General features: G+C 52.2%; 41 protein-coding genes. 7 read left to right on the top strand and 34 right to left on the bottom strand.

The genetic code is table 11. The annotated features are described in order from the left end of the window. The coding region (locus KJI95_RS19165; RefSeq protein ID WP_214508810.1) for a hypothetical protein at positions 1 to 219 on the top strand (219 nt) is incomplete at its 5' end. A 136-nt stretch (positions 220 to 355) separates the two neighbouring features. On the opposite strand, the gene KJI95_RS19160 is transcribed toward KJI95_RS19165, so the two are convergent. Genes KJI95_RS19160 through KJI95_RS19145 form a run of 4 tightly spaced genes read right to left on the bottom strand, consistent with a single transcriptional unit; the run spans position 356 to position 4,012 of the window. Further along, entirely contained in the window at positions 356 to 937 is a 582-nt protein-coding gene (locus KJI95_RS19160; protein WP_214508809.1) for a TlpA disulfide reductase family protein, read from the bottom strand. Continuing rightward, entirely contained in the window at positions 937 to 1,437 is a 501-nt protein-coding gene (gene nrfF, locus KJI95_RS19155) for a heme lyase NrfEFG subunit NrfF (RefSeq protein ID WP_214508808.1), read from the bottom strand. The genes KJI95_RS19160 and nrfF overlap by 1 nt, the downstream gene beginning before the upstream one ends. Next, entirely contained in the window at positions 1,434 to 2,021 is a 588-nt protein-coding gene (locus KJI95_RS19150) for a DsbE family thiol:disulfide interchange protein (RefSeq protein WP_214508807.1), read from the bottom strand. The genes nrfF and KJI95_RS19150 overlap by 4 nt, the downstream gene beginning before the upstream one ends. Before the next feature lie 14 nt (positions 2,022 to 2,035). Next, a complete protein-coding gene (locus KJI95_RS19145) occupies positions 2,036 to 4,012 on the bottom strand; it encodes a heme lyase CcmF/NrfE family subunit (RefSeq protein WP_214508806.1) in 1,977 nt (658 codons plus the stop codon). Positions 4,013 to 4,401: 389 nt separating this feature from the next. Here KJI95_RS19145 and ccmI point away from each other — a divergent pair, with 389 nt between their 5' ends. Beyond that, positions 4,402 to 5,658, top strand: a complete 1,257-nt coding sequence (gene ccmI / locus KJI95_RS19140; protein ID WP_214508805.1) for a c-type cytochrome biogenesis protein CcmI — start codon at positions 4,402 to 4,404, stop codon at positions 5,656 to 5,658. Positions 5,659 to 5,856: 198 nt separating this feature from the next. On the opposite strand, the gene KJI95_RS19135 is transcribed toward ccmI, so the two are convergent. Beyond that, the gene (locus tag KJI95_RS19135; RefSeq protein ID WP_214508804.1) at positions 5,857 to 6,150 is read right to left on the bottom strand and encodes a c-type cytochrome; all 294 of its coding nucleotides are present in this window, start codon (positions 6,148 to 6,150) and stop codon (positions 5,857 to 5,859) included. A 312-nt stretch (positions 6,151 to 6,462) separates the two neighbouring features. Between KJI95_RS19135 and ccmA the strand changes: the two genes are divergently transcribed. From ccmA to ccmE, 5 genes are read left to right on the top strand one after another with little or no spacing between them, the layout of a single operon-like run. Then, positions 6,463 to 7,116, top strand: coding sequence for a cytochrome c biogenesis heme-transporting ATPase CcmA (gene ccmA, locus KJI95_RS19130; RefSeq protein ID WP_214508803.1), 654 nt, complete (start codon positions 6,463 to 6,465; stop codon positions 7,114 to 7,116). An 11-nt stretch (positions 7,117 to 7,127) separates the two neighbouring features. Beyond that, a complete protein-coding gene (ccmB, locus tag KJI95_RS19125; protein WP_214508802.1) occupies positions 7,128 to 7,814 on the top strand; it encodes a heme exporter protein CcmB in 687 nt (228 codons plus the stop codon). 1 nt (position 7,815) lies between these two features. Then, on the top strand, positions 7,816 to 8,562 hold the full coding sequence (locus KJI95_RS19120) for a heme ABC transporter permease (protein WP_214508801.1): 747 nt from the start codon (positions 7,816 to 7,818) through the stop codon (positions 8,560 to 8,562). Continuing rightward, positions 8,562 to 8,762 carry a heme exporter protein CcmD gene (gene ccmD / locus KJI95_RS19115; RefSeq protein ID WP_214508800.1) on the top strand — a complete coding sequence of 67 codons (201 nt, stop codon included), beginning with the start codon at positions 8,562 to 8,564 and terminating at the stop codon, positions 8,760 to 8,762. Before KJI95_RS19120 ends, ccmD begins: the two co-directional genes overlap by 1 nt. Further along, positions 8,759 to 9,247 carry a cytochrome c maturation protein CcmE gene (gene ccmE, locus KJI95_RS19110; protein WP_214508799.1) on the top strand — a complete coding sequence of 163 codons (489 nt, stop codon included), beginning with the start codon at positions 8,759 to 8,761 and terminating at the stop codon, positions 9,245 to 9,247. Before ccmD ends, ccmE begins: the two co-directional genes overlap by 4 nt. Before the next feature lie 883 nt (positions 9,248 to 10,130). Here ccmE and rplQ read toward each other — a convergent pair. From rplQ to KJI95_RS18965, 29 genes are all read right to left on the bottom strand, one after another. Continuing rightward, entirely contained in the window at positions 10,131 to 10,526 is a 396-nt protein-coding gene (gene rplQ, locus KJI95_RS19105; protein ID WP_214508798.1) for a 50S ribosomal protein L17, read from the bottom strand. 39 nt (positions 10,527 to 10,565) lie between these two features. After that, on the bottom strand, positions 10,566 to 11,555 hold the full coding sequence (locus KJI95_RS19100; RefSeq protein ID WP_214508797.1) for a DNA-directed RNA polymerase subunit alpha: 990 nt from the start codon (positions 11,553 to 11,555) through the stop codon (positions 10,566 to 10,568). A gap of 24 nt (positions 11,556 to 11,579) precedes the next feature. Next, on the bottom strand, positions 11,580 to 12,200 hold the full coding sequence (gene rpsD / locus KJI95_RS19095) for a 30S ribosomal protein S4 (RefSeq protein ID WP_214508796.1): 621 nt from the start codon (positions 12,198 to 12,200) through the stop codon (positions 11,580 to 11,582). Positions 12,201 to 12,231: 31 nt separating this feature from the next. Continuing rightward, positions 12,232 to 12,624: a 30S ribosomal protein S11 gene (gene rpsK, locus KJI95_RS19090; protein WP_011758357.1), complete on the bottom strand. Its 393-nt coding sequence runs from the start codon at positions 12,622 to 12,624 to the stop codon at positions 12,232 to 12,234. Positions 12,625 to 12,638: 14 nt separating this feature from the next. Further along, entirely contained in the window at positions 12,639 to 12,995 is a 357-nt protein-coding gene (rpsM, locus tag KJI95_RS19085; protein WP_214508795.1) for a 30S ribosomal protein S13, read from the bottom strand. 115 nt (positions 12,996 to 13,110) lie between these two features. Next, positions 13,111 to 13,224, bottom strand: coding sequence for a 50S ribosomal protein L36 (gene rpmJ, locus KJI95_RS19080; RefSeq protein ID WP_011758355.1), 114 nt, complete (start codon positions 13,222 to 13,224; stop codon positions 13,111 to 13,113). A 21-nt stretch (positions 13,225 to 13,245) separates the two neighbouring features. Next, positions 13,246 to 14,586, bottom strand: a complete 1,341-nt coding sequence (gene secY / locus KJI95_RS19075) for a preprotein translocase subunit SecY (protein ID WP_214508794.1) — start codon at positions 14,584 to 14,586, stop codon at positions 13,246 to 13,248. 7 nt (positions 14,587 to 14,593) lie between these two features. Next, positions 14,594 to 15,028: a 50S ribosomal protein L15 gene (gene rplO, locus KJI95_RS19070; protein ID WP_214508793.1), complete on the bottom strand. Its 435-nt coding sequence runs from the start codon at positions 15,026 to 15,028 to the stop codon at positions 14,594 to 14,596. 2 nt (positions 15,029 to 15,030) lie between these two features. Beyond that, on the bottom strand, positions 15,031 to 15,210 hold the full coding sequence (rpmD, locus tag KJI95_RS19065; RefSeq protein ID WP_214508792.1) for a 50S ribosomal protein L30: 180 nt from the start codon (positions 15,208 to 15,210) through the stop codon (positions 15,031 to 15,033). Between the two features lie 6 nt (positions 15,211 to 15,216). Continuing rightward, positions 15,217 to 15,726 (bottom strand): 30S ribosomal protein S5, encoded by a 510-nt coding sequence (gene rpsE / locus KJI95_RS19060; RefSeq protein ID WP_214508791.1) that lies wholly within the window; start codon positions 15,724 to 15,726, stop codon positions 15,217 to 15,219. Between the two features lie 11 nt (positions 15,727 to 15,737). Next, on the bottom strand, positions 15,738 to 16,088 hold the full coding sequence (gene rplR / locus KJI95_RS19055; RefSeq protein ID WP_214508790.1) for a 50S ribosomal protein L18: 351 nt from the start codon (positions 16,086 to 16,088) through the stop codon (positions 15,738 to 15,740). 11 nt (positions 16,089 to 16,099) lie between these two features. Then, on the bottom strand, positions 16,100 to 16,633 hold the full coding sequence (rplF, locus tag KJI95_RS19050; RefSeq protein ID WP_214508789.1) for a 50S ribosomal protein L6: 534 nt from the start codon (positions 16,631 to 16,633) through the stop codon (positions 16,100 to 16,102). Positions 16,634 to 16,643: 10 nt separating this feature from the next. Beyond that, on the bottom strand, positions 16,644 to 17,039 hold the full coding sequence (rpsH, locus tag KJI95_RS19045; RefSeq protein ID WP_214508788.1) for a 30S ribosomal protein S8: 396 nt from the start codon (positions 17,037 to 17,039) through the stop codon (positions 16,644 to 16,646). 24 nt (positions 17,040 to 17,063) lie between these two features. Next, entirely contained in the window at positions 17,064 to 17,369 is a 306-nt protein-coding gene (rpsN, locus tag KJI95_RS19040; RefSeq protein WP_214508787.1) for a 30S ribosomal protein S14, read from the bottom strand. An 11-nt stretch (positions 17,370 to 17,380) separates the two neighbouring features. Then, complete coding sequence (rplE, locus tag KJI95_RS19035; RefSeq protein ID WP_214508786.1) at positions 17,381 to 17,920, bottom strand: 50S ribosomal protein L5; 540 nt, start codon at positions 17,918 to 17,920, stop codon at positions 17,381 to 17,383. 12 nt (positions 17,921 to 17,932) lie between these two features. Next, the gene (rplX, locus tag KJI95_RS19030) at positions 17,933 to 18,247 is read right to left on the bottom strand and encodes a 50S ribosomal protein L24 (RefSeq protein WP_011758345.1); all 315 of its coding nucleotides are present in this window, start codon (positions 18,245 to 18,247) and stop codon (positions 17,933 to 17,935) included. Positions 18,248 to 18,258: 11 nt separating this feature from the next. After that, on the bottom strand, positions 18,259 to 18,627 hold the full coding sequence (rplN, locus tag KJI95_RS19025) for a 50S ribosomal protein L14 (protein ID WP_006083590.1): 369 nt from the start codon (positions 18,625 to 18,627) through the stop codon (positions 18,259 to 18,261). A gap of 176 nt (positions 18,628 to 18,803) precedes the next feature. Beyond that, on the bottom strand, positions 18,804 to 19,052 hold the full coding sequence (rpsQ, locus tag KJI95_RS19020; RefSeq protein WP_214508785.1) for a 30S ribosomal protein S17: 249 nt from the start codon (positions 19,050 to 19,052) through the stop codon (positions 18,804 to 18,806). After that, positions 19,052 to 19,243: a 50S ribosomal protein L29 gene (gene rpmC, locus KJI95_RS19015; protein ID WP_011758342.1), complete on the bottom strand. Its 192-nt coding sequence runs from the start codon at positions 19,241 to 19,243 to the stop codon at positions 19,052 to 19,054. Before rpmC ends, rpsQ begins: the two co-directional genes overlap by 1 nt. After that, entirely contained in the window at positions 19,243 to 19,653 is a 411-nt protein-coding gene (rplP, locus tag KJI95_RS19010) for a 50S ribosomal protein L16 (RefSeq protein WP_214508784.1), read from the bottom strand. Before rplP ends, rpmC begins: the two co-directional genes overlap by 1 nt. 11 nt (positions 19,654 to 19,664) lie before the next feature. Further along, positions 19,665 to 20,357 (bottom strand): 30S ribosomal protein S3, encoded by a 693-nt coding sequence (gene rpsC / locus KJI95_RS19005; protein ID WP_214508783.1) that lies wholly within the window; start codon positions 20,355 to 20,357, stop codon positions 19,665 to 19,667. A gap of 13 nt (positions 20,358 to 20,370) precedes the next feature. Beyond that, entirely contained in the window at positions 20,371 to 20,703 is a 333-nt protein-coding gene (rplV, locus tag KJI95_RS19000; RefSeq protein WP_011758339.1) for a 50S ribosomal protein L22, read from the bottom strand. Between the two features lie 14 nt (positions 20,704 to 20,717). Continuing rightward, complete coding sequence (gene rpsS / locus KJI95_RS18995) at positions 20,718 to 20,996, bottom strand: 30S ribosomal protein S19 (RefSeq protein ID WP_011758338.1); 279 nt, start codon at positions 20,994 to 20,996, stop codon at positions 20,718 to 20,720. 15 nt (positions 20,997 to 21,011) lie between these two features. Then, positions 21,012 to 21,836 (bottom strand): 50S ribosomal protein L2, encoded by an 825-nt coding sequence (rplB, locus tag KJI95_RS18990; RefSeq protein ID WP_214508782.1) that lies wholly within the window; start codon positions 21,834 to 21,836, stop codon positions 21,012 to 21,014. An 11-nt stretch (positions 21,837 to 21,847) separates the two neighbouring features. Beyond that, positions 21,848 to 22,150 carry a 50S ribosomal protein L23 gene (gene rplW, locus KJI95_RS18985; protein ID WP_214508781.1) on the bottom strand — a complete coding sequence of 101 codons (303 nt, stop codon included), beginning with the start codon at positions 22,148 to 22,150 and terminating at the stop codon, positions 21,848 to 21,850. Beyond that, a complete protein-coding gene (gene rplD / locus KJI95_RS18980) occupies positions 22,147 to 22,752 on the bottom strand; it encodes a 50S ribosomal protein L4 (RefSeq protein WP_214508780.1) in 606 nt (201 codons plus the stop codon). Before rplD ends, rplW begins: the two co-directional genes overlap by 4 nt. Positions 22,753 to 22,769: 17 nt before the next feature. Next, positions 22,770 to 23,408, bottom strand: coding sequence for a 50S ribosomal protein L3 (gene rplC, locus KJI95_RS18975; protein WP_214508779.1), 639 nt, complete (start codon positions 23,406 to 23,408; stop codon positions 22,770 to 22,772). Positions 23,409 to 23,436: 28 nt separating this feature from the next. Then, on the bottom strand, positions 23,437 to 23,748 hold the full coding sequence (rpsJ, locus tag KJI95_RS18970; RefSeq protein ID WP_011758333.1) for a 30S ribosomal protein S10: 312 nt from the start codon (positions 23,746 to 23,748) through the stop codon (positions 23,437 to 23,439). 413 nt (positions 23,749 to 24,161) lie between these two features. After that, positions 24,162 to 24,469, bottom strand: a 308-nt coding sequence (locus tag KJI95_RS18965; RefSeq protein ID WP_490156926.1) for an EF-Tu C-terminal domain-related protein, incomplete at its 5' end; no start/stop codon positions are given.

Here is a 24,469-nt window from a genome sequence, read left to right as displayed (position 1 = left end):
GACTTCATCAACCTGCGAGTATCCACACAGATTTGCTTGTCTTATCTGATTTTTAAAGAACATCCGGTCGCGCTTGGCTCACCGGGTCAGGGCTGCGTATTCTACGCTTTCCTGCTTTCGCGTCAAGTGCTTTTCTTTAAGATTTTTCTGACTGTTGATTTACTCACCAACCAGAGCTCTTTCAGTTCACTTGAGCTTTGTTATCAGGCTTTTGCGTAAGCATTTCTCCCTGACAACGGATGCGCATTATAGGGAGCCTGACGAAGAGTGCAAGGCCTTTTTAAAAGAAAAAGATCGCATGTCGATCTTTTAGACAAAATGCGATCTTTTCGGGATCCAGATAGCTTAAGCCGGGCTATTTGGCGGTTTTGACTGCTGCAGATGATACCGGTGCGGCAATTAACCCTTGCAGCAAGGCTTCTGCTTTGGGGTCGTCCCAATCAACATAGCTTCTGACAAAGGCCACCAGCTGCCCTTCTCTATTTAGGATAAAGGTGGCCGGGATAGTATCGAGTGGAAACACTTGCCTTAAGTTTTGCGGCGCATCGAAGAAGGAGCCGAATTCCGCCATGTTTTGTGCTTTCAGAAAGGCATCGACTTCGGCCTTGCCGCCGGCATCAATAGAGATCGGCAAAAAAGCAAAGTCATCGGGACTCAGTTTTGCTTTAAGGCGCTCGAGCGCCGGGATCTCACGTACACAGGGCGGGCACCAGGTAGCCCACATGTTGACCATGACTACTTTACCGCGAAACTGACTGAAGTCGGCGCTCTTGCCGTTGGCATCGGTAAAGGCCACCAGCTCTATTGGGTAAGGCTCGGGTAACTGGCGGATAAGTTCGACACTGGATGCGGGCATAACCTGCTGCTGTTGCATCCCCGGATAAGCGCTGGCGGCCCAGGAGGCCGCCAGCATCAGTGCGCAAACAAGGCGCTTCATTAGTTCTGACCCTTGTCGTGTTTGACATCGGGTTTGCTGCCCTTGAGCAGCGCGTCGAGTTCGGCTTGTTGCTCTGGCGTCAGGTCAACTGCTGCGGCACCTTGGCTGCGCTGCTTACGGATAAACAGCATGCCGGCACTGATACCAATCAGCAGCAGGATCACCGGGCCAAGCCACAGAATATAGGTACGACCTTCCATTCTTGGCTTGTAGAGCACGAAATCACCGTAGCGGGTGGTCATGAACTCCACAATTTCGCTATCGGATTTGCCTTCATCCACCATCTTGTAGACTTCAAGACGCAGGTCGCGGGCAACCGGTGAGTTGGAGTCAATCAGGTTCTGGTTCTGGCACTGGGGACAACGCAGCTCATGGGCAAGCGACAGCGCGCGCTTTTGATTCTCGGGTGACTTGAACTCGTACGTATCAACCGGAGTTGCCAGCGCCATGGTGCTGAGCAGCATCAGGGCGGCGGTCAGCAATAAGGTAACTATTCTCATGATGCAGCTCCGCTCGTTTGCACTGTACCCTGAGCAGTGGCATCACCGCTCGCCTCTTGCTGCAGCTGTTTCACCATCGGGTACAGAGTTTCGGTCCATACCTGCTGATCAATAGGCCCGGCATAACGGAAACGGATAATCCCTTTATGATCGATAAGGAAGGTTTCCGGCGCGCCATACACACCAAGGTCCAGACCCAGACGACCATCTTTATCGAAGATATTGAGGGCATAAGGGTCGCCTTCGTGGCGCAGCTCACGGATGGCTTCGGCGCGCTCATCGCGGTAGTTGATACCATAAATAGGTACCAGCTTCTGGCGCGCCAGCATCATCAGAAACGGATGCTCGTACTTGCACGAGGGGCACCAGGTGGCCCATACGTTCAGCAGGGCTACCTGACCTTTCAGGTTTTCCTGGGTGAGCATCTCACCCGGGGTCTCCAGCTTTTCGAGCTGGAAGGCAGGCACAGGCTTGCCTTCCAGCGCCGACTCCAGTTTCTGCGGGTTGAGGAACAGCCCCTTGTACAGGAACACCCCCATCCCCAGAAACAGCGCCAGCGGAATGAATAAGACCAGCTTCTTCATCTTTTCTCCAAATCTCAGGCGGTGGCCAATTTAGCCTTGCCGTCGTCCTTGTCTGCTGCAGTTGCCGCAGCCTTCACACGATAGCGCTTGTCAGATGCGGCAAAGAAACCGCCAACCATCATAAAGATACCGCCGAACCACAACCAACGAACAAAGGGCTTGTAGTTAAGACGCACAGCATATTCGGTGGCGCTGATAGGGTCGCCCATGGTCACGTACAGGTCACGGAACACACCCCAGTCGATACCGGCTTCGGTCATGTCCATGGTGCGCACGTTGTACTGACGGCGATCCGGCTGCAGCAGCGAAATCTGCTTGTCGCCCTTGTACACTTCAATTTGCCCTTGCTGGGCGGTGTAGTTTGGACCTACCACGTTTTTGGTTTCAACAAACTTGAAGGTGTAACCGGCAAGCTCGTGGCTGACACCGGGGCCCATACGCACACTCTTCTCGATGGAGTAGTTGGACACCATGGTGCCGCCAACCACAGACACCGCAATACCCAGGTGCGCGATGATCATCCCAAGCTGGCTGCGACCAAGGCGCGCCAGGCTCAGGCCTTCGTTAGTTTTGACTATGTTGTAACCGGCACGCAGGCTGGCAAGGGTAATCCAGGTGGCAGTACCAATACCGAGCGCTACCCAGATATTGAACTCACCACCGGCGATGAAAGGCGCGGCAATACCCACCACGGCAGACACAATGGCAGGAACGAGCAGCTGACGCTTCACTTCACCGGCCTTGGCCTTTTTCCAGCGGATGATAGGACCAATACCCATGAACACAAACATCACCAGGATAATCGGCACAAACACGGCGTTGAAGTATGGTGGGCCAACCGAAATCTTGCCCATACCGAGCGCATCAATCAGCAGCGGATACAGGGTACCCAGCAGCACGGTACCACAGGCAACGGTGAGCATCAGGTTGCACACCAGCAGCATGGTTTCTTTAGACCAAAGCTCAAACTTGGCCGGACTGGCCATTTCACTGGCGCGGAAGGCAAACAGCGTGAGCGAGCCACCAATCGCGAGGCCCAGCAGCAACAGGATGAACATACCGCGGCTTGGGTCGGCAGCAAACGAGTGCACCGAGGTCAGCACGCCGGAACGCACAATAAAGGTGCCGAGCAAGCTTAAGGAGAAGGCGAAGATAGACAGCAGTACAGTCCAGTTACGGAAGGTGCCGCGCTTCTCGGTCACAATCAGCGAGTGCACCAGCGCAGTACCAATCAGCCATGGCATAAAGGAGGCGTTTTCCACCGGATCCCAGAACCACCAGCCGCCCCAGCCAAGCTCGTAATAAGCCCACCAGGAACCCAGCGCAATACCGCCGGTCAGGAATACCCAGGCAGCCAAGGTCCATGGACGGCTCCAGCGCGCCCAGGCAGAGTCAAGACGACCACTGAGCAATGCTGCAATTGCAAAGGCGAAGCTGACTGAGAAACCCACATAGCCCAGGTACAGCATCGGCGGGTGGAAAATCAGACCCACGTCCTGCAGCATTGGGTTAAGGTCGCGGCCTTCCATTGGCATCGGGAACAGACGCTCAAACGGGCTGGAGGTCAGCAACATAAACAGGGTAAAGCCGACAGTGATCATGCCCAGTACCGCCAGTACCCGGGCGGTAAAGACTTCTTCAAGGCCTTTACTGAATTTGGCAACCGCGGCTGCCCACACCGACAAAGAGAACACCCAGAACAGCAGTGAGCCTTCGTGTCCGCCCCACACCGCTGCGATTTTAAAGAAGCTCGGCAGCTGAGAGTTGGAGTGGTGCGCCACATAGGCGACAGAGAAGTCATCCACCGCAAAGCTGTAGCCGAGGGTAATAACAGACAGGGTAATAAATAGGAACATGCCGTATGCCAACGGCCAGGCGTAACGCACAAGGTACTGATCCTTGCGTGCCACCCCAACCAATGGCACCAAGCTGAGCAGCATGGCGAATGCCAGGCCTGTTATCAGCGCAAAGTGTCCAAGCTCCGGGATCATGGGTACTCCTCAGTCTTATCAGTCAAAGTCGACAGCGCAGACTACTATCGACGCACAACATGAATCACACATTAGTTTTTACGAATTTGCGCCATTTTAGTATTTGCTATAGTTCCTGTCTGCCACTTTCGCGCAAATATGGGTCGCCAGTCTCATTCTTGAATACCGCAACCAAGTTAGCCGGTAAATTCGAGTCAAGCGCCACATTCTGATGTCATTTTTTGTAATTGGTTGCACTTCAATCAGCTTTCTGTGAAGCAGTACCCAACTCTCGTATTTGGTATCCGCGCTTAAGCTTATATTACTGTTCAATGAATATGCTTTTCGTATAATCTGACCCGCAAACCCGGCGGTAGCGCCAATTCCGGCAACCAAGGTAAAAATAGATAATGACAACATTCTGGATTTTGATTGCAATTGTTGTGCTGATCGGCCTCATGCTGATCTGGGTTCCTCACTTCCGTCAGCAGCGTCTGCTGAGAACCGAAGAGGCCGGCGTGCGCAAGCAAACCAACCTCGAACTGTTCAATGAGCGTCTTGCCGTGTTCGAAAAAGAGCTCGCCGAAGGCCTGCTCGACAGCCAAGAATTCGAAGCGCTCAAAAAAGAACTCGAAATCAGCCTGCTGCAGGACATAAAACAAGGCAGCGACGAGTCGCTGGTCAACACCATCAAGCCAAAAGGCCTGCTGTGGCCGGTACTGATGTCAGTCAGCCTGCTCGGTTTTTCAGGCTACATGTATCAGCATCTGGGCCAGTACGAAAACGTCGCCAACCCACCGCGCGCCGCCAATCCCCATGAAGGCATGACTGCCGAACAAATCATGTCGCAGCGGGTGCAGATGATGGAAATGGCAGTACAGGCTGAGCCAGAAAACAGCCAGGCCTGGTTTAACCTCGGCCACGCCTATATTTCTGCCAACCGTTTCGATGAAGCCGTTAACGCCTTTGACAAAGTCATAGCCCTGGTTGGTACCCACGCCGAGCTACTTGGCCCGAAAGCCACCGCGCTGTACTACAAAAATAACCAGCAGATGTCCCCTGAAATTCAGGCCATCATCGACCAATCGCTGACACTGGATCCAAAAGATCCATCCACCCTGCTCCTGGTTGGTATGGACGCCTTCTTCGGCGCCGAGTATCAAAAAGCCATCGATGCCTGGCAGACCATTCTCGCCACCGACCGTAACGACATCGACCGCACCGCGCTTATCAACGCCGTTGAAAGTGCCAAGATGAAGATGGCCGCCGAAACCGGTCAAATGCCAACTGACAGCGTACATCAGGGTAAGGCGGCAGCAACCGCGCCGACTGTTACTGTGCAGGTGTCTATTTCGGCCGAGCTCGCTGCACAGGTAAAAGATACCGATATGCTGTTTATCTTTGCCCGCGCCACCGAAGGACCAAAAGTGCCACTGGCCGCAACCAAGGTCAGCGCCAAGGCACTGCCTGCCACCATCACGCTGGATGACACCAGTAACATGGGCGGCGATGCCAAACTGAGCGATGCCAAGCAGGTGGAAGTGATTGCGGTGCTGTCCAAGCACGGCAGCGTCAAACCCCAGAGCGGCGATATCAAAGGCTCACTCGCGGCAGTCACTGTTGGCGGCGAGTCTGTGAATCTGGTGCTGGATACCCTGGTGCAGTAATCCATAGTGTTAAAGCAGCGAAATGCCGGCCAAATGCCGGCATTTTTTATGGCCGCAACCAAGCGGCAGCACGGCACAGATCAGACAAACTAATCGAATGGCGGGTATGTATGAGGCCAGAGTACACAACAGGCTTCAACCCCTAAACTACAGGCATAAAAAAACCGGCCATTGGCCGGTTTTTTTGAAAGTATCGAATTACTTAGACATGAACTCGATGGCTTTCTTGTAATCTTCGTCGGTACAGTCAGTACACATACCACCTGGTGGCATGGCGTTCAGACCGCCTTTAACGCTGGCGAGCAGTGCATCCATACCTTTGGCCAGACGTGGTTCCCACTGGGCAGCGTCGTGAGCCTTAGGGGCACCGGCTACACCCATAGAGTGGCAAACCTGGCAAGCTTTGTTATAGATAGCTTCGCCTTCTTGGGCAGATACGCTGGCAGCCATAGTCAGAGCAGCTACTGCAGTCATTGCTAACAGTTTTTTCATGTTCGATGTTCCTAATGCAAATACTTACATGCTCAACGCTGCCCTCGTAGGCAGACTAGTTTTAGCGAGCTTAAGATTACTACAAACTTCAAAAGAACACATCTTTTTGTGAGAGAACTCCCAGCCCGTTTGATGAGATGAGATTTAGGCCACACTTTGGGCAATATATTAGCAAAACTTAAAAAAGTTCCGGCATGATTGCACTAATTGGAAGTGCATCAAATTGCTGATACTTAATCGTCTTCATAAGTAAAACCGCAGTCTGAAGTATGCTAGTATCGGCACAGTTCCACTGCTGGATAAGAGGTCTTGGTGACACATTTGACAACAACAGCCAACACACTGGTATCCGCTGACAAGCTGACCTGCATCCGTGAAGAACGGATCCTCTTCGATGAACTGAGTTTCAGCGTCAACGAAGGCGAAATCATTCAGATTGAAGGCCCCAACGGTGCCGGAAAAACCAGCCTGTTGCGTATCCTTGCCGGCCTTTCCCGTCCCTATGCCGGCGCGGTGTTTTATCAGGGTGAAGACATCACCCGCTGCCGCGATGAGTTTAACGAAAACCTCTTATATCTCGGCCACTTGGCTGGCGTTAAGAGCGAGCTGACCGCCGAAGAGAACCTTAACTTCAATTTAAGGTTAAGTGGCTATGATCAGTTCAACAGCGGCGAAATCCTCGCCAAAGTCAACCTGAAGGGATTTGAAGAGGCGCTGGCGGGCCATTTGTCTGCCGGGCAGCACCGTCGCACCGCACTGGCGCGCCTGTGGCACACCAACTGCAAAATCTGGATCCTGGATGAACCCTTTACCGCCATCGACAAGCGCGGCGTTGCTGAATTGGAGCAATTGTTCCTTGAGCACGCGGCCAGCGGCGGCTGCGTGATCCTGACCACACACCAGGACATGGGGCTCATCAAAGACGAGCGGCTGCGTAAGCTTAAGCTCGAATATCGCTTCATATAAGGTTGGCACGAATGAAAAGAGGCATAAGTTACACTCAGGCATTCGCCACCGTGTTGAAGCGGGATCTGAAAATCGCAGTCCGCCACCGCGGTGACATCTTTAACCCGCTGCTGTTTTTTGTGATGGTAGTGACACTGTTCCCGCTGGGGATTGGCCCTGAGCCGCAGGTGCTGACACGCATTGCCCCCGGCATCATCTGGGTTGCGGCCTTGCTGGCATCCATGTTATCGCTTGAGCGCCTGTTCAAGGCGGACTTTGTCGATGGCTCGCTGGAGCAGATGCTGCTGAGCCCTCAGCCATTGTATCTGACCGTACTGGCCAAGGTGCTGGCACACTGGATCCTTACCGGCGTGCCGCTGATTTTGGTGTCGCCTCTGCTTGCGGTGCTGCTGCATCTTGAAGAAAACAGCTACGGCGCGCTGATGAGCACACTGGCGCTCGGCACTCCGGTATTGAGCCTGCTTGGCGCGATTGGTGTAGCGTTAACAGTCGGGCTTCGCAAAGGCGGGGTGCTGCTCAGTTTGCTTATCCTGCCGCTCTATATACCGGTGCTGATCTTCGCGACCAGCGCCATCGACGCCGCGGGAATGAATTTACCCTACGACGGCCAGCTCGCTATAATAGGGGCCATGCTGGTTGGGTCTTTAACATTGGCGCCATTTGCCGTTGGCGCATCATTAAGAGTGAGTACTAACTGATATGTGGAAGTGGTTACATCCCTACGCCGACCCTGAGCGTGCTTACCAATTATCTGACAAACTGCTGCCATGGTTTACCTTTCTGGCCATCGCATTTATCGCCACCGGTACCGTCTGGGGGCTGGCATTTGCGCCGACCGACTATCAGCAGGGCGACAGCTATCGCATCATCTTTATCCACGTACCGGCCGCCTCCATGTCGATGGCAGCCTACATGGGCATGGCTACCGCCGCCTTTATCGGCCTGGTATGGCAGATTAAAGCCGCCGACTGGACCGCAGCTGCGATTGCACCTATCGGTGCCGTCGTCACTTTTATCGCCCTCTTTACCGGCGCAAGCTGGGGTAAGCCCATGTGGGGCACCTGGTGGGTGTGGGATGCACGCCTGACCTCTGAGCTGGTGCTGCTGTTCCTGTATCTGGGTGTGATTGCGCTGTACGCCTCCTTCGAAGACAAGGTACTGGCAGCCCGCGCCGCTGGGATCCTGGCAATTGTGGGTGTGATTAACATCCCTATCATCAAGTATTCGGTTGAATGGTGGAGCTCACTGCACCAGCCATCGACCATTCGCATCACTGAAAAGTCCACCATGTCGACCGACATGCTGTACCCGCTGCTCATCAATATCTTCGGTTTTGGTTTGATGATTGGCGCCTTGACCCTGGTTCGTTTTAAAGCAGAAATTCTGGCCCGTAACGCCATGCGCCCCTGGGTGCGTGAAATGGCACTGGCCCGGGGAGCGAAATAATGCAGTTCGATTCTTTTGCCGATTTTATCAACATGGGAGGTTACGCCTTCTATGTATGGCTGGCCTACGGCGTGAGCTTTGCCAGCCTTGCCACCCTCATCGTTCTTAGCATGCGCCAGCAAGGTAAGGTGCTCACGGAAATCGCTAAGAAGATTGCTCGGGAAGAGCGCCTGAAAGAAAGCCGGAGCAACAAATCATGAACCCAAGACGTAAAAAGCGCCTCGCATTAGCTGTTGGTTTGATTGGCGGAGTTGCCGCTGTGGCCTCGCTGCTGCTGTATGCACTGAACACCAACCTGAACCTGTTTTATACCCCAACCGAAATTACCCGGGGTAAGGCCGATACCGGGGTAAAACCTGAGGTGGGTCAGCGCATTCGCGTAGGCGGCATGGTGACTGAAGGCTCTATGGTACGTGACCCTAACAGCCTGCACGTTGAATTTGCCGTGCACGATGCCGGCGGCGGCTCTGTGATTGTTACCTATGACGATCTGCTGCCGGATCTGTTCCGCGAAGGCCAGGGCATTGTGGCTCAGGGCGTTTTGACCGCCGATGGCAAACTGGAAGCCAGCGAAGTACTCGCCAAGCACGACGAGAACTACATGCCGCCGGAAGTCGCCGAGGCCATGGGTAAGAACCATGAAAAGCTGCAATACTCCGAAGAGCAGAAAGGCGGCTCACGCTAATTACGCCTTATCCAATTAGCTTCAATTCAGCAAAGCCTCCACCATGGAGGCTTTGTTTTTTATGGCATTTCACATCGAGAGAGTTTCGCGAGCTAGTTAAGCGCCTAAAACAGAAGCCGACGTCTGCGGCGCTCAGCCTGAAAACTCCATCAGCCCCACTTAACGGTTCACTCCAAATCAATTTAGTCTGCCGCCACAGCGATTTCCCATCCCACGCCAAACGCGACGCCTTCGGCGCCTCAGCCGCGCTCTGACACACGTAAAGCAATGATTGCTGCAGTGTATCTTCGCATTGAAGAAAAGGGCTTAAAGCGACGTTAGCGTTGGCAGCGGCCATGTCCCCATCGCAGATGTCGTAATATCCGGCTTTCCTCAAACCAGCAACCACCAAGACGCAAAGTTGCTTCAACGGGCGTTGCCCTAGATGAACCCTTATCACGCTGGGTGAAAAGCTTGCGAAAGCGTTGCCGGCGCGCAAAGCCCGCGTTCAAAGCCCCCCTTGCCGTAAACGGATTTCGATGAACAGGATGAGTGCTTAGCCTAAGCAATCACAACAAACGGCTGCCTGTCGTAGTAAACCAAGGAGCAAGAATGGTTAACGCGATAAGAGCAGATAGCGCTAAGCCATACAAAAGTGACGTCATCTCGCGAAGCAGAGCACATGTGAACGGGAGCGCATGTAAACAAGAGAGCTGCTTTAGTGCAGAGACCATGAGGATTTGGAAACGAGGCGCAGAAGCCGAGAGAAAGACAGCCGGAATGAGACCCGATATTGACGCAGTGTACAATATTAGCCTGAATGGTTCGGCACACTATCAATGAAAACATAAAAAGCAGACATAAAAAAACCGGGCACTAAGGCCCGGTCTCTTTGAAGTGTCGATTACTCGGCAGCTTCTACTTCAACCGCTTGAGCACCTTCAGGGCGACCAACCAGCTCGATGTAAGCCATAGGGGCTTTATCACCGGCACGCAGACCGCACTTGAGGATACGGGTGTAACCACCAGGACGTTCCTGGTAGCGTGGACCCAGCTCGTTGAACAGTTTACCAACGACTTCTTGATCGCGGGTGCGAGCAAACGCCAGACGACGGTTTGCAACGCTGTCACTCTTAGCGAGTGTAATCAGGGGCTCAACTACGCGACGCAGTTCTTTCGCCTTCACAACGGTAGTCTTGATGATCTCGTGACGTACCAGTGAAGAAGCCATGTTGCGGAACATAGCCTGACGGTGGCTGCTGTTGCGGTTAAGTTGACGACCACTCTTACGATGGCGCATGACCTAATCCTTATAAACTATCTCTGTACCAATCCGGTATTACAGGTCGTCTGCCAAGCTGGCTGGAGGCCAGTTTTCCAGACGCATACCCAACGACAGACCACGAGATGCCAGAACGTCCTTGATCTCGGTAAGAGATTTCTTACCCAGGTTAGGAGTCTTGAGCAGCTCAACTTCTGTGCGTTGAACCAGATCACCGATGTAATGAATCGCTTCAGCCTTCAAGCAGTTGGCTGAACGTACAGTAAGCTCTAAATCGTCGACAGGACGCAGCAGGATCGGATCAAACTCTGGCTTCTCTTCCTTCTGCTCTGGAACAGACACGTCACGCAGTTCTACAAACGCATCCAGCTGTTCAGCCAGGATGGTCGCAGAGCGACGGATAGCCTCTTCTGGGTCGATAGTACCGTTAGTGGTCATATCGATTACCAGCTTGTCCAGGTCAGTACGCTGCTCAACACGGGCCGCTTCTACGTTGTAGGCGATGCGGGCAACCGGAGAGAAAGAAGCGTCAACCAGCAAACGGCCGATTGGGCGATCGTCGTCTTCGTTCTGGGCACGGGCAGAAGCCGGCACATAACCACGACCACGCTCAACGCGGATACGCATGCTGATCTCATGATTACCGGTCAGATGACAGATAACATGATCAGGGTTGGCGATAGTAACATCACCATCGTGGGTGATGTCTGCTGCAGTAACAGGGCCTGCGCCGGACTTGCTCAGAGTGAGCATAGCCTCGTCTTTGCCCTCGATGATCACAGCCAAACCTTTCAGGTTCAACAGGATCTCGAGGATGTCTTCCTGAACGCCTTCCTTGCTGCTGTATTCGTGCAGTACACCGTCGATTTCAACTTCGGTGACCGCGCAGCCAGGCATGGACGACAGAAGGATGCGACGCAACGCGTTACCGAGGGTATGACCAAAGCCACGCTCAAGCGGCTCCAGAGTAACCTTGGCACGAGTTGGGCTAACCTGCTCGATGTCCACGAGACGCGGTTTAAGAAATTCTGTAACAGAACCCTGCATTGTGTCCTCTCTTGTTTGTTAGCCTTACTTAGAGTAAAGCTCGACGATCAGCTGTTCGTTAATATCCGCAGACAAATCGCTACGCTCTGGCAGACGCTTGAAAGCACCTTCCATCTTAGCGGCGTCTACTTCAACCCAAGTAGGCTTTTCACGCTGGGCAGCCACTTCCAAAGCCGCTTTGATACGGGTTTGAGTGCGTGACTTTTCACGGATGCTTACTACATCATTCGCAGACACTTTGAATGAAGGGATGTTAACAACACGACCGTTTACCATAATAGACTTATGGCTAACCAGCTGACGTGCTTCGGCACGAGTTGAGCCAAAGCCCATGCGATAAACTACGTTATCCAGACGGGTTTCCAAAAGTTGCAACAGGTTTTCACCGGTGTTGCCTTTCAGACGTGCAGCTTCCTTATAGTAGTTACGGAATTGCTTTTCCAGCACACCGTAAATACGACGAACTTTCTGCTTCTCGCGCAGCTGCAGACCGTATTCAGACAGACGTGGCTTGCGCGCACCGTGCTGGCCTGGAGCGGTTTCCAGCTTACACTTCGAATCAATTGCTCTCACACCGCTTTTCAGGAAGAGGTCAGTACCTTCCCGGCGGCTGAGCTTGAGCTTGGGACCCAAGTATCTTGCCATGTTCTTTCTCCAACTATCCTAACTAACGGCGTTACACGCGACGCTTTTTAGGAGGGCGACAACCGTTGTGTGGGATCGGAGTCACGTCAGTGATGTTGGTGATTTTATAACCAACAGCGTTCAGCGCACGAATGGCTGATTCACGACCTGGACCTGGACCCTTCACAAATACTTCAAGGTTCTTCAGACCGTAGTCCTGAGCGGCAACACCTGCGCGCTCAGCTGCTACCTGGGCTGCGAACGGAGTAGACTTACGTGAACCACGGAAGCCTGAACCACCGGCAGTTGCCCAAGACAGAGCATTACCTTGACGATCGGTGATAGTCACGATTGTGTTGTTGAAAGATGCATGGATGTGAGCCATGCCATCGGCAACCTGCTTACGTACGCGCTTACGCGGAGAACGTGATGGTACTTTAGCCATTTATCACCTTCCCGTTATTTCTTAATGGGTTTACGTGGACCTTTGCGAGTACGCGCATTGGTCTTAGTACGTTGCCCATGAACGGGCAGGCTGCGGCGATGACGGAGGCCACGGTAACAACCAAGGTCCATCAGACGCTTGATGTTCATGGAAACCTCACGACGCAAGTCACCTTCTACAGTGTATTTGGCAACTTCTTCGCGCAGGATGTCAATTTGAGCTTCGCTCAATTCCTTGATCTTGGCATCTTCAGCGATGGTGGTAGCAGCGCAAATTGCTTTAGCGCGGGTACGACCAATGCCGTAGATAGCAGTCAACGCGATGACTGCATGCTTATGATCAGGAATGTTAATGCCAGCTATACGGGCCACTATGCACTCCTTAAGTTAAAGGCCACCTGTGAAAAGCCCGAAAGGATACTCGACAGGTGACAGTTTTGCAAACATTTTTTGGCCAGCCCTGTAACCAGGGACTGGCCAGTGTTTTTTAGCCTTGACGCTGTTTGTGTTTTGGTTCAACACAGATAACGCGTACAACGCCGCTACGCTTGATGATCTTGCAGTTACGGCAGATCTTCTTCACGGAAGCTCGAACTTTCATTTCACAACTCCGTAAACTAACTTATCGGCCAAAGCGATCGAGATTCGCTTTGTTGATAAGGTTAGCTTTCTTCATTACAGACTCATACTGATGCGACATCATATGGGTCTGAACCTGAGCCATGAAGTCCATGATCACTACCACCATAATCAACAGGGAAGTACCGCCAAAATAGAACTGTACTTTCCAGGCGATGAGCATGAACTCCGGAATCAAACAGATAAAGGTAATGTATAACGCGCCTGCCAGAGTCAGTCGGGTCATCACTTTATCAATGTAACGCGAGGTCTGTTCGCCAGGACGGATCCCGGGAATGAACGCACCACTCTTCTTCAGGTTGTCTGCTGTCTCGCGTGGGTTAAACACCAGCGCGGTATAGAAGAAGCAGAAGAAGATGATTGCTGCTGCATAAAGCAGTGAGTACAGCGGCTGGCCCGGGCTAACGGCAAGCGAAATGTCGCTCAGCCAAGACAGGGACTCATTCTGACCGAACCACTGAGCCAGGGTTCCAGGGAACAGAATGATGCTGGACGCAAAGATTGGAGGGATTACGCCCGCCATGTTCACCTTCAGCGGCAAGTGAGTGGATTGGGCAGCGAAGATTTTGTTACCTTGCTGACGCTTGGCGTAGTTCACAACGATACGACGTTGGCCACGCTCCACAAATACCACGAAATAGGTGACGGCGAAAACGATCACGCCAATCAACAACAATACCAATACGTTCAAATCACCTTGACGCGCCTGCTCGGCCGTTTGGCCGATAGCGGATGGCAAGCCGGCGACGATACCTGCGAAAATCAGGATCGAAATACCGTTACCAATGCCACGCTCGGTAATTTGTTCACCCAGCCACATCAGGAACATAGTTCCGGTGACCAAGCTGACAACCGCAACGAAATAGAATCCAAAACCTGGATTCACCACCAAACCCGGAACCAGGTTAGGCAGACCGGTTGCGATACCGACCGACTGGAATGTACCCAACACCAGGGTACCCCAACGCGTATATTGACTGATCTTGCGACGACCAGACTCACCTTCCTTTTTCAGTTCGGCGAGTGCGGGGTGCACGACAGTCAACAACTGCATGATGATCGAGGCCGAAATGTACGGCATGATCCCCAGTGCAAATATTGAGGCACGCTCAAGGGCACCACCCGAGAACATGTTAAACATGCCCAGGATGGTCCCCTTCTGTTGAGCAAACAGCTCTGCTAATACAGCTGCGTCAATACCAGGAATTGGTACGAATGAACCGGCACGAAACACGATTATTGCACCAATCACGAACAGGATGCGGGCTTTCAGTTCAGACAGACCGCCCTTCGCGCTTTTTAAATCAAGTCCTGGTTTTGCCATCGACGTATTATTCCTCGATCTTTCCGCCGGCAGCTTCAATAGCTGCGCGTGCACCTTTGGTAACCCGCAGACCTTTCACAGTCACAGGGCGCTCAATGGTACCTGAAAGAACGACTTTCGCAAACTGGATGTTGCGAGTTACTACGTTCGCATCTTTCAGTGCGTTCAGGTCGATAACATCACCGTTAACTTTTGCCAGTTCGCCGAGACGAACTTCAGCAGTTACCATAGATACACGCGAGGTAAAGCCGAACTTAGGCAGACGGATCTTCAGTGGCATTTGACCACCCTCGAAGCCTGGGCGTACACCGCCACCGCTACGAGATTTTTGACCCTTGTGACCGCGACCAGCGGTCTTACCCAAGCCAGAACCGATACCACGGCCTACACGCTTCGGAGCAGACTTCGCGCCTACGGCAGGAGAAAGTGTATTCAGACGCATTATCAGTCCTCCACCTTAACCATGTAGTAGACCTTATTGATCATACCGCGGATAGCTGGAGTATCTTCCAGTTCTACAGTGTGACCAATGCGACGCAGACCCAGGCCAGTCAGAGTGGCCTTGTGCTTTGGCAGACGGCCAATGGCACTTTTGGTCTGGGTTACTTTGATAGTATTAGCCATGATGCATTACCCCCGAATTTCTTCAACACTCAGGCCACGCTTCGCAGCTACCTGCGCTGGTGACTTCATGTGTTTCAGAGCATCAACAGTCGCGCGAACGATGTTGATAGGGTTGGTGGAACCGTAGGCTTTAGACAGAACGTTGTGAACGCCTGCTACTTCCAATACGGCGCGCATCGCACCACCGGCAATAATACCGGTACCCTGGGACGCAGGCTGCATGTAAACACGCGAACCAGTGTGGCGACCCTTAACTGGGTGGTGCAGAGTGCCAGCGTTCAGTTCTACGCTAACCATGTTGCGACGGGCTTTTTCCATCGCTTTCTGGATAGCTGCAGGAACTTCACGGGCCTTGCCGTAACCGTAACCTACACGACCGTTACCATCGCCCACTACAGTCAGTGCAGTGAAGCTGAAAATACGGCCGCCCTTAACAACTTTAGAAACACGATTTACTGCAATCAGTTTCTCTTGCAGATCGTCTTTTTGCTGCTGTTGAGCTTCAACTTTAGCCATTTGTAAACCCCTTAGAACTGGAGGCCAGCTTCACGAGCAGCGTCTGCCAGAGCAGCTACGCGACCGTGATACTTGAAGCCAGAACGATCGAACGCAACTACAGTTACGCCCTTCTCGACTGCGCGCTCGGCGATGGCTTTACCCACGGCCTTGGCGGCATCCACGTTACCGGTATACTTCAGCGCTTCTTTGATTGATTTCTCAACAGTAGAAGCGGCTGCAACAACCTGAGATTCAGGATTGATCACCTGAGCGTAGATGTGACGTGGTGTACGATGTACGACCAAACGGTTCACGCCCAGCTCTTGGATCTTCTTGCGGGCGCGAGTGGCGCGGCGCAAGCGAGATGATTTCTTATCCATATCGCGTTACCTTACTTCTTCTTAGCCTCTTTACGGCGGACATCTTCGTTAGCGTAGCGAACACCTTTGCCCTTGTAAGGCTCTGGTGGACGATAGCCACGGATCTCAGCTGCCACTTGACCAACCAGTTCTTTGTCGATTGAACGCAGAACAATTTCGGTTTGGCTTGGGCATTCCGCAGTAACACCGGCAGGCAGTTTGTGTACCAGAGGGTGAGAGAAACCGAGAGACAGATCGATGTCGCTACCGGCCAACTTGGCACGATAACCTACACCAACCAGCTGAAGCTTCTTCTCAAAACCTTGAGATACACCTACAACCATGTTGTTGATAAGGGCGCGAGCGGTACCAGCTTGAGCCCAAGCGTTAACAACGCCTTCAACTGGGGCAAACTTGATAACGCCATTCTCAACAGCAACCTGAACGGCTGCGTTGATTACGCGAGTCAGAGTACCTTTACCGCCTTTAACGGTGACTTCCTGACCATTTAAGGTCACCTCTACGCCAGCCGGAATAGATACAGGTGCTTTTGCTACACGAGACATTCCTAGCTCCTTATGCTACGTAGCAGATAACCTCACCACCCATGCCAGCGAGGCGGGCGGCACGATCAGTCATCAGGCCTTTAGAAGTGGAAACGATTGCGATACCCAGGCCACCCATCACTTTTGGCAGTTCGTCTTTACCTTTGTAAATACGAAGACCAGGACGGCTTACGCGCTGGATAGTCTCAACGACTGGACGGCCCTGGAAATACTTCAAAGTAACTTCCAGTTCGGCTTTATTGCCTTCAGCAGCAACAGCGAAATCAGTGATGTAACCTTCGTCCTTCAGCAGCTTAGCGATAGCTACTTTCAGTTTAGCGGAAGGCATCTTCACAGATACTTTGTTAGCAGCTTGGCCGTTACGGATACGGGTCAGCATATCCGCAATAGGATCTTGCATGCTCATATTAGCTTACTCCGTGACAAATGCTTACCAGCTGGCCTTACGCAGACCAGGAACTTCACCACGCATGGTTGCTTCACGCAGCTTGATACGGCTCAGGCCGAACTTGCGCAGAACACCATGTGGGCGACCAGTTTGATTACAGCGGTTGCGCTGACGAGCGGCGCTGGAATCACGAGGCAAGCTTTGCAGAGCAATCACGGCATCCCAACGAGCTTCATCGGTAGAAGCTGGGCTGCTGATGATAGCCTTCAGAGCAGCACGCTTTTCAGCGTACTTGGCCACGAGTGCTGCACGCTTAACTTCGCGTGCCTTCATAGATTGTTTTGCCATTACGCTACCCCTTATTTCTTGAATGGGAAGTTAAAAGCGTCCAGAAGAGCACGACCTTCCTCATCGTTCTTGGCGGATGTGGTGATCACAATGTCCATACCGCGAACGCGATCGATCTTGTCATAGTCGATCTCAGGGAAGATGATTTGCTCACGCACGCCCATCGCGTAGTTACCACGGCCGTCGAACGACTTAGCGCTCAGACCACGGAAGTCACGGATACGTGGGATTGCGATATCCACCAGACGCTCAAAGAATTCCCACATACGCTCACCGCGCAGGGTTACTTTGCAGCCAATAGGGTAGCCTTCACGGATTTTGAAACCAGCAACTGATTTGCGAGCAACAGTTACCACTGGCTTCTGGCCGGCGATTGCAGTCATATCACGGACAGCATTTTCCATGATTTTCTTATCAGCAACGGCTTCGCCAACACCCATGTTCAGGGTGATTTTCTCAATCCGAGGGACTTGCATGACACTGGTATAACCGAACTTTTTAGACAGTTCAGCGATAACAGTCTCTTTGTATTTATCATGCAGTTTCGCCATCGTTTACTCCAATTACTTAACGAGTTCACCGTTCGATTTGAAGAAACGCACTTTTTTGCCGTCTTCAAATCGGAAACCTACACGATCCGCCTTGCCAGTAGCAGGGTTGAAGATCGCCACATTTGATACTTGAATCGCAGCTTCTTTCTCTACGATGCCACCAGTGATACCCAGTTGTGGGTTCGGCTTGGTGTGCTTCTTAACGAGATTGATGCCTTCAACAACTACCTTGCCGGTAACCAGTACGCGAGTCACTTTGCCACGCTTACCTTTATCTTTACCGGTCAGTACAATTACTTCGTCTTCACGACGGATTTTTGCTGCCATTTTGAAGCTCCTTACAGTACTTCTGGTGCCAGCGACACAATCTTCATGAATTGCTCGTTACGCAGTTCACGTGTCACAGGTCCAAAGATACGAGTACCAATCGGCTGCAGGTTGTTGTTCAAAAGAACAGCTGCATTCCGATCGAAGCGAATGACAGAACCGTCTGGACGACGTACGCCTTTCTTAGTACGGACTACCACCGCGTTATACACATCACCTTTCTTCGCTTTAGCGCGAGGAATGGCTTCTTTAACAGAAACCTTGATGATGTCGCCGATACCGGCATAACGACGATGAGAGCCACCCAAGACCTTAATACACTGAACTCTGCGAGCGCCACTGTTACATGCGACGTCGAGAGTCGATTGCATTTGGATCATTTTAAGTGCTCCGCTATCGTTACTTCACAAACCCCGAATATTGGGGCATTAACTAACCATTTTGGTCCGAAAACAGACAAAAATGGCGCGCAAGTATAACACTGTAAAATTCGAATGAACAGTGCTAAAAAAACAAACGGCCCCAAAAAGGGGCCGTTTTTCTTCTTCAGCCTAAATTAGGCCTTAGAAACTACTTCCACCAGGGTCCAGGACTTGGTCTTGGACAGAGGACGACATTCGCGAATAGTCACTACGTCGCCTTCGTTGCACTGGTTCAGTTCGTCGTGTGCGTGGATCTTGGTAGTACGCTTGATGAACTTACCATAGATTGGGTGTTTCACCAGACGCTCAACAGCCACAGTAATGGACTTGTCCATCTTGTTGCTGGTCACGCGACCCTGCAAAGTACGGATTTTGTCAGACATTATGCACCCGCCTTAGAAGTAATAATGGTCTTAACACGCGCAATGTTACGGCGCACTTGCTTCAGCTGGTGAGTTTGAGCCAGCTGGCCAGTGGCGTGTTGCATACGCAGGTTGAACTGCTCACGCAGCAGACCAAGTAATTCAGCGTTCAGTTCTTCAACGCTTTTTTCTCTCAGTTCGCTCGCTTTCATTACATCACCGTCTTAGTTACGAAGGTAGTCTTGATAGGCAGTTTGGCAGCGGCCAGGCCGAAGGCCTCACGAGCCAGCTCCTCAGACACGCCGTCCATCTCATAGAGAACCTTACCAGGCTGAATCTGGCATACCCAGTATTCAACGTTACCTTTACCTTTACCCATACGCACTTCAAGAGGCTTAGCGGTAATTGGCTTGTCAGGGAAGATACGGATCCAGATCTTACCTTGACGTTTAACATGACGTGTCATTGCACGACGCGCAGACTCGATCTGACGGGCAGTCAGGCGACCACGGCCGACAGCTTTCAGACCAAAAGTACCGAAACTTACTTCAGTACCTGCAGCCAGACCGCGGTTGCGGCCTTTGTGCATCTTGCGGAACTTCATACGTTTTGGTTGCAGCATTGCCGGCTCTCCTATTTACCACGAGGCTTGCGCTTAGGTTGCTGCTGTTTCGGCTCTTCTACCTGAGGCAGCATGCCGTCCAGAACTTCACCTTTGAAGACCCAAACTTTAATGCCGATCACACCGTAGGTGGTGTGGCTCTCAGAAGTAGCGTAGTCGATATCAGCACGCAGGGTGTGCAGAGGCACACGGCCTTCACGATACCACTCGGTACGCGCAATCTCAGCGCCGCCAAGACGGCCACTAACTTCAACTTTGATACCTTGAGCACCGATGCGCATGGCGTTCTGTACAGCGCGCTTCATAGCGCGACGGAACATAACGCGACGCTCCAGCTGCTGACCGATAGAATCGGCAACCAGCTTGGCGTCCAGCTCAGGCTTACGGATCTCAGCGATGTTAATTTGAGCAGGAGTGCCAGAAATTTTGGCAACTTCAGCGCGCAATACTTCAACATCTTCACCCTTCTTACCGATCACAACGCCTGGACGGGCAGTGTGGATGGTAACGCGGATGCTCTTCGCTGGGCGTTCAATCACAATCTTGGAAACTGATGCGGCTTCCAGTTTCTTTTCCAGAAACTTACGCACTTCCCAGTCGCTGTGCAGGTTATTTGCATAATCTGACTTATCGGCGTACCAGGTAGAGATCCAAGGCTTGGTGATACCCAGACGGATACCATTAGGATGTACTTTCTGTCCCATTGCTCTCTATCTCCTAGCGATCTGATACAACCACAGTGATGTGGCTGGTACGCTTGATGATACGATCAGCACGGCCTTTGGCACGTGGCATGATGCGCTTCATGGTTGGGCCTTCGTCAACGAAAACCTTGGCGATTTTCAGATCGTCGATATCAGCACCTTCATTGTGCTCGGCGTTGGCGATAGCAGAATCAACGACTTTCTTAACCAGTACGGCAGCCTTTTTCGGGCTGAAAGTCAGGATCTCCAGGGCCTTAGCAACAGGCAGACCACGGATCTGATCAGCAACCAGGCGAGCCTTCTGAGGCGACGTACGGGCAAAACGATGTTTAGCTAAAACTTCCATCTTATCCTCCCGTATTAGCGCTTCTTCGCTTTCTTATCAGCAGCGTGGCCGCGATAAGTGCGAGTTGGTGAGAATTCACCAAGTTTGTGACCAATCATTTCGTCAGTAACGAACACAGGTACGTGCTGACGCCCATTATGGACAGCGATGGTCAACCCAATCATTTGTGGGATGATCATAGAACGGCGTGACCAAGTCTTGATAGGCTTTTTGTCACCCGCTTCCACCGCTTTCTCTACCTTCTTCAGCAAGTGCAGGTCGATAAAGGGACCTTTCTTGAGAGAACGTGGCATGGCGAATCCTCTTAATTACTTATTACGACGACGTACAATGTACTTGTCGGTGCGTTTGTTGCTACGAGTCTTGTAACCCTTGGTTGGAACACCCCAAGGAGTAACAGGGTGACGGCCACCGGAAGTACGGCCTTCACCACCACCGTGTGGGTGGTCGATCGGGTTCATTGCAACACCACGAACGGTTGGGCGTACGCCTCTCCAGCGCTTGGCACCAGCTTTACCCAGCTGACGCAGCATGTGCTCGGCATTGCCTACTTCACCCAGGGTAGCGCGACAGTCCACAGGAACTTTACGCATTTCACCTGAACGCAGACGCAGAGTAGCGTACTCGCCATCGCGAGCTACTACCTGAGCATAGGCACCGGCTGAACGAGCCAGCTGAGCACCTTTACCTGGACGCATTTCAACGGCGTGAACAACAGAACCCACAGGGATGTTGCGCAGAGCCATAGCGTTACCGCTCTTGATATCAGCTTCTGGGCCAGAGATAACGCGGTCACCAGCCTGCATGCCTTTGGCAGCCAGGATGTAACGACGCTCACCGTCGGCGTACAGAACCAGGGCGATGTTGGCAGTACGGTTTGGATCGTACTCAAGACGCTCAACTTTACCTGGGATACCGTCTTTATTACGTTTGAAATCGATCAGACGGTAGTGCTGCTTGTGACCACCACCGATATGACGGGTAGTGATACGACCGGTGTTGTTACGACCACCGGACTTGGACTTCTTGGCCAGCAGGCCAGCGAATGGCTTGCCTTTGTGCAGATCGCTGTTAACGATCTTAACAACGCCACGACGACCTGGAGAAGTAGGCTTACACTTAACAATTGCCATGAGTAATCTCCTTACGCTTCAGCGCCAACGAAGTCGATGTCAGCACCGGCAGCCAGAGTCACATAGGCCTTTTTCCAATCGCTACGACGGCCTACACGGGCACCGTGACGCTTGGTTTTGCCTTTGTTGATCAGGGTGCGCACACCAGCAACTTCAACTTCGAACAGTTTTTCAACAGCAGCTTTAACTTCAGCCTTGGTGGCGTCGATAGCTACGCGGAAAACTACAGTGTTGGTCTTCTCGGCAACCACGGTGCTCTTTTCAGAGATGTGTGGAGCCAGGATAACTTTCAGTAAACGCTCTTCGCGGATCATGCCAGCATCTCCTCGATTTGCTTCACAGCATCAGCAGTTACCAGGACCTTGTTGAACGCGATCAGGCTTACTGGATCCAGGCCTGCTACGTCACGCACGTCAACCTTGTACAGGTTGCGGGCAGCCAGGAACAGGTTCTCGTCAACTTCTGCAGTCACAATCAGAACGTCTTCCAGGTCCATAGCTTTCAGTTTGGCTTTCAGCTCTTTAGTTTTAGGAGCTTCAACGGCGAACTGATCAACTACAACCAGACGGTCTTGACGTACCAGCTCGGACAGAATGCTCTTCAGAGCGCCGCGGTACATCTTCTTGTTAACTTTTTGGCTGTGATCTTGGGTTTTAGCAGCGAATGTTACGCCACCACCACGCCACAGAGGGCCTTTGATACCGCCGGCACGAGCGCGACCGGTACCTTTCTGGCGCCATGGCTTTTTGCCAGTGCCAGTGATTTCAGCGCGAGTCTTCTGAGCACGGGTGCCCTGACGCGCGTTCGCAGCGTACGCTACAACTACCTGATGAACCAGTGCTTCGTTAAAGTCACGGCCGAAGGTAGTCTCGGAAACTTCAAGAGCGCGTGAGGCGTCTTTCAATACCAATTCCATTACTATCTCCTCAGACCTTAGGCTTTAACAGCTGGCTTGATGATCAGGTCGCCGTTGGTAGCGCCTGGAACGGCACCTTTAACCAGCAGCAGGTTACGCTCAACATCTACACGTACAACGTCCAGATTCTGAGTGGTAACGCGCTCAGCGCCCATGTGACCTGACATCTTCTTGCCCTTGAATACACGACCTGGCGTCTGGTTCTGACCGATAGAACCGTTAGCGCGGTGTGACAGAGAGTTACCGTGAGTCATGTCTTGAGTACGGAAGTTCCAGCGCTTAACGCCACCCTGGAAACCTTTACCCTTTGACTGACCAGTAACGTCAACTTTCTGTACGTCAGCGAAGATATCTACATTCAGCTCAGCACCAACTTCAATGCCTTCGCCTTCACCATCAGCCAGACGCACTTCCCACAGACCACGGCCGGCTTCTACGCCTGCCTTGGCAAAGTGGCCAGCTTCTGGCTTGGTTACGCGATGGGCTTTTTTGGTGCCAGTTGTAACTTGAAGTGCACGGTAACCGTCGTTTTCCAGAGTCTTAACCTGGGTTACGCGGTTGGCTTCTACTTCAATTACAGTAACAGGGATAGACACGCCATCTTCGGTGAAGATGCGGGTCATGCCCACTTTACGACCAATAAGACCGATAGCCATCTCTACAAACCTCTTCTAAGGATCTCTGTTAACCCAAGCTAATCTGGACATCAACGCCAGCAGCGAGATCCAGACGCATCAGTGCGTCAACGGTTTTCTCAGTTGGCTCAACGATGTCAACCAGACGCTTGTGAGTACGCAGTTCGTACTGGTCACGAGCATCTTTATTAACGTGCGGAGAGATCAAAACGGTGAAACGCTCTTTGCGAGTCGGCAGTGGGATAGGACCACGAACCTGAGCGCCAGTGCGCTTAGCAGTTTCAACGATTTCCGCAGTGGACTGATCGATCAAACGATGATCAAATCCTTTCAAGCGGATACGGATTCTTTGGTTCTGCATTGACCAGAGCTCCTAAAATGAACACATAAAAAATCACCCTCTAGCCATTTCCCTTTGGGAAAGACAGAGCGAGATGATTTAACCGTTCGACCCCCAATCGGGGTCGCTGTAGTAGTGACCAGTGGCCTAAGCCCGGTCAACTAAATCGCCAACCTGAGTTCGCGAGCGGCTTATTATACATGGCCACGGAGCAGAATCAAGCTGGTTGCATAATTCATCGACAATTAAATGTCGTGATATGAGTAGCGGGGCATTATACGGACTTTCACACAAATTGCCAGCTTTTTATGCACAGGCTGTCCCCTGCCCAGGATGCCTAAAACGCATCTAATTTGCCGAAAAGCCGTGCGAAAAGTCAGCCGCCACAAAAGCAAAAGGCGACCCGAGGGTCGCCTTTTTTCAAGTCTACGCGATTAAGCGTGGATCTTGGCTACTACACCAGCACCTACAGTGCGGCCGCCTTCACGGATAGCGAAGCGCAGGCCTTCGTCCATCGCGATTGGGCAAATCAGGGTTACAACCATCTTGATGTTGTCGCCTGGCATTACCATCTCTACGCCTTCTGGCAGTTCGATGGTACCGGTCACGTCAGTTGTACGGAAGTAGAACTGTGGACGGTAGCCTTTGAAGAATGGGGTGTGACGACCACCTTCTTCTTTAGACAGTACGTATACTTCTGATTCGAACTTGGTGTGTGGCTTGATGGTGCCTGGCTTGGACA

This window comes from Shewanella jiangmenensis (assembly GCF_018596335.1).
GTDB classification, from domain to species: domain Bacteria; phylum Pseudomonadota; class Gammaproteobacteria; order Enterobacterales; family Shewanellaceae; genus Shewanella; species Shewanella jiangmenensis.
This window is presented reverse-complemented; position numbering and strand designations above follow the sequence as displayed.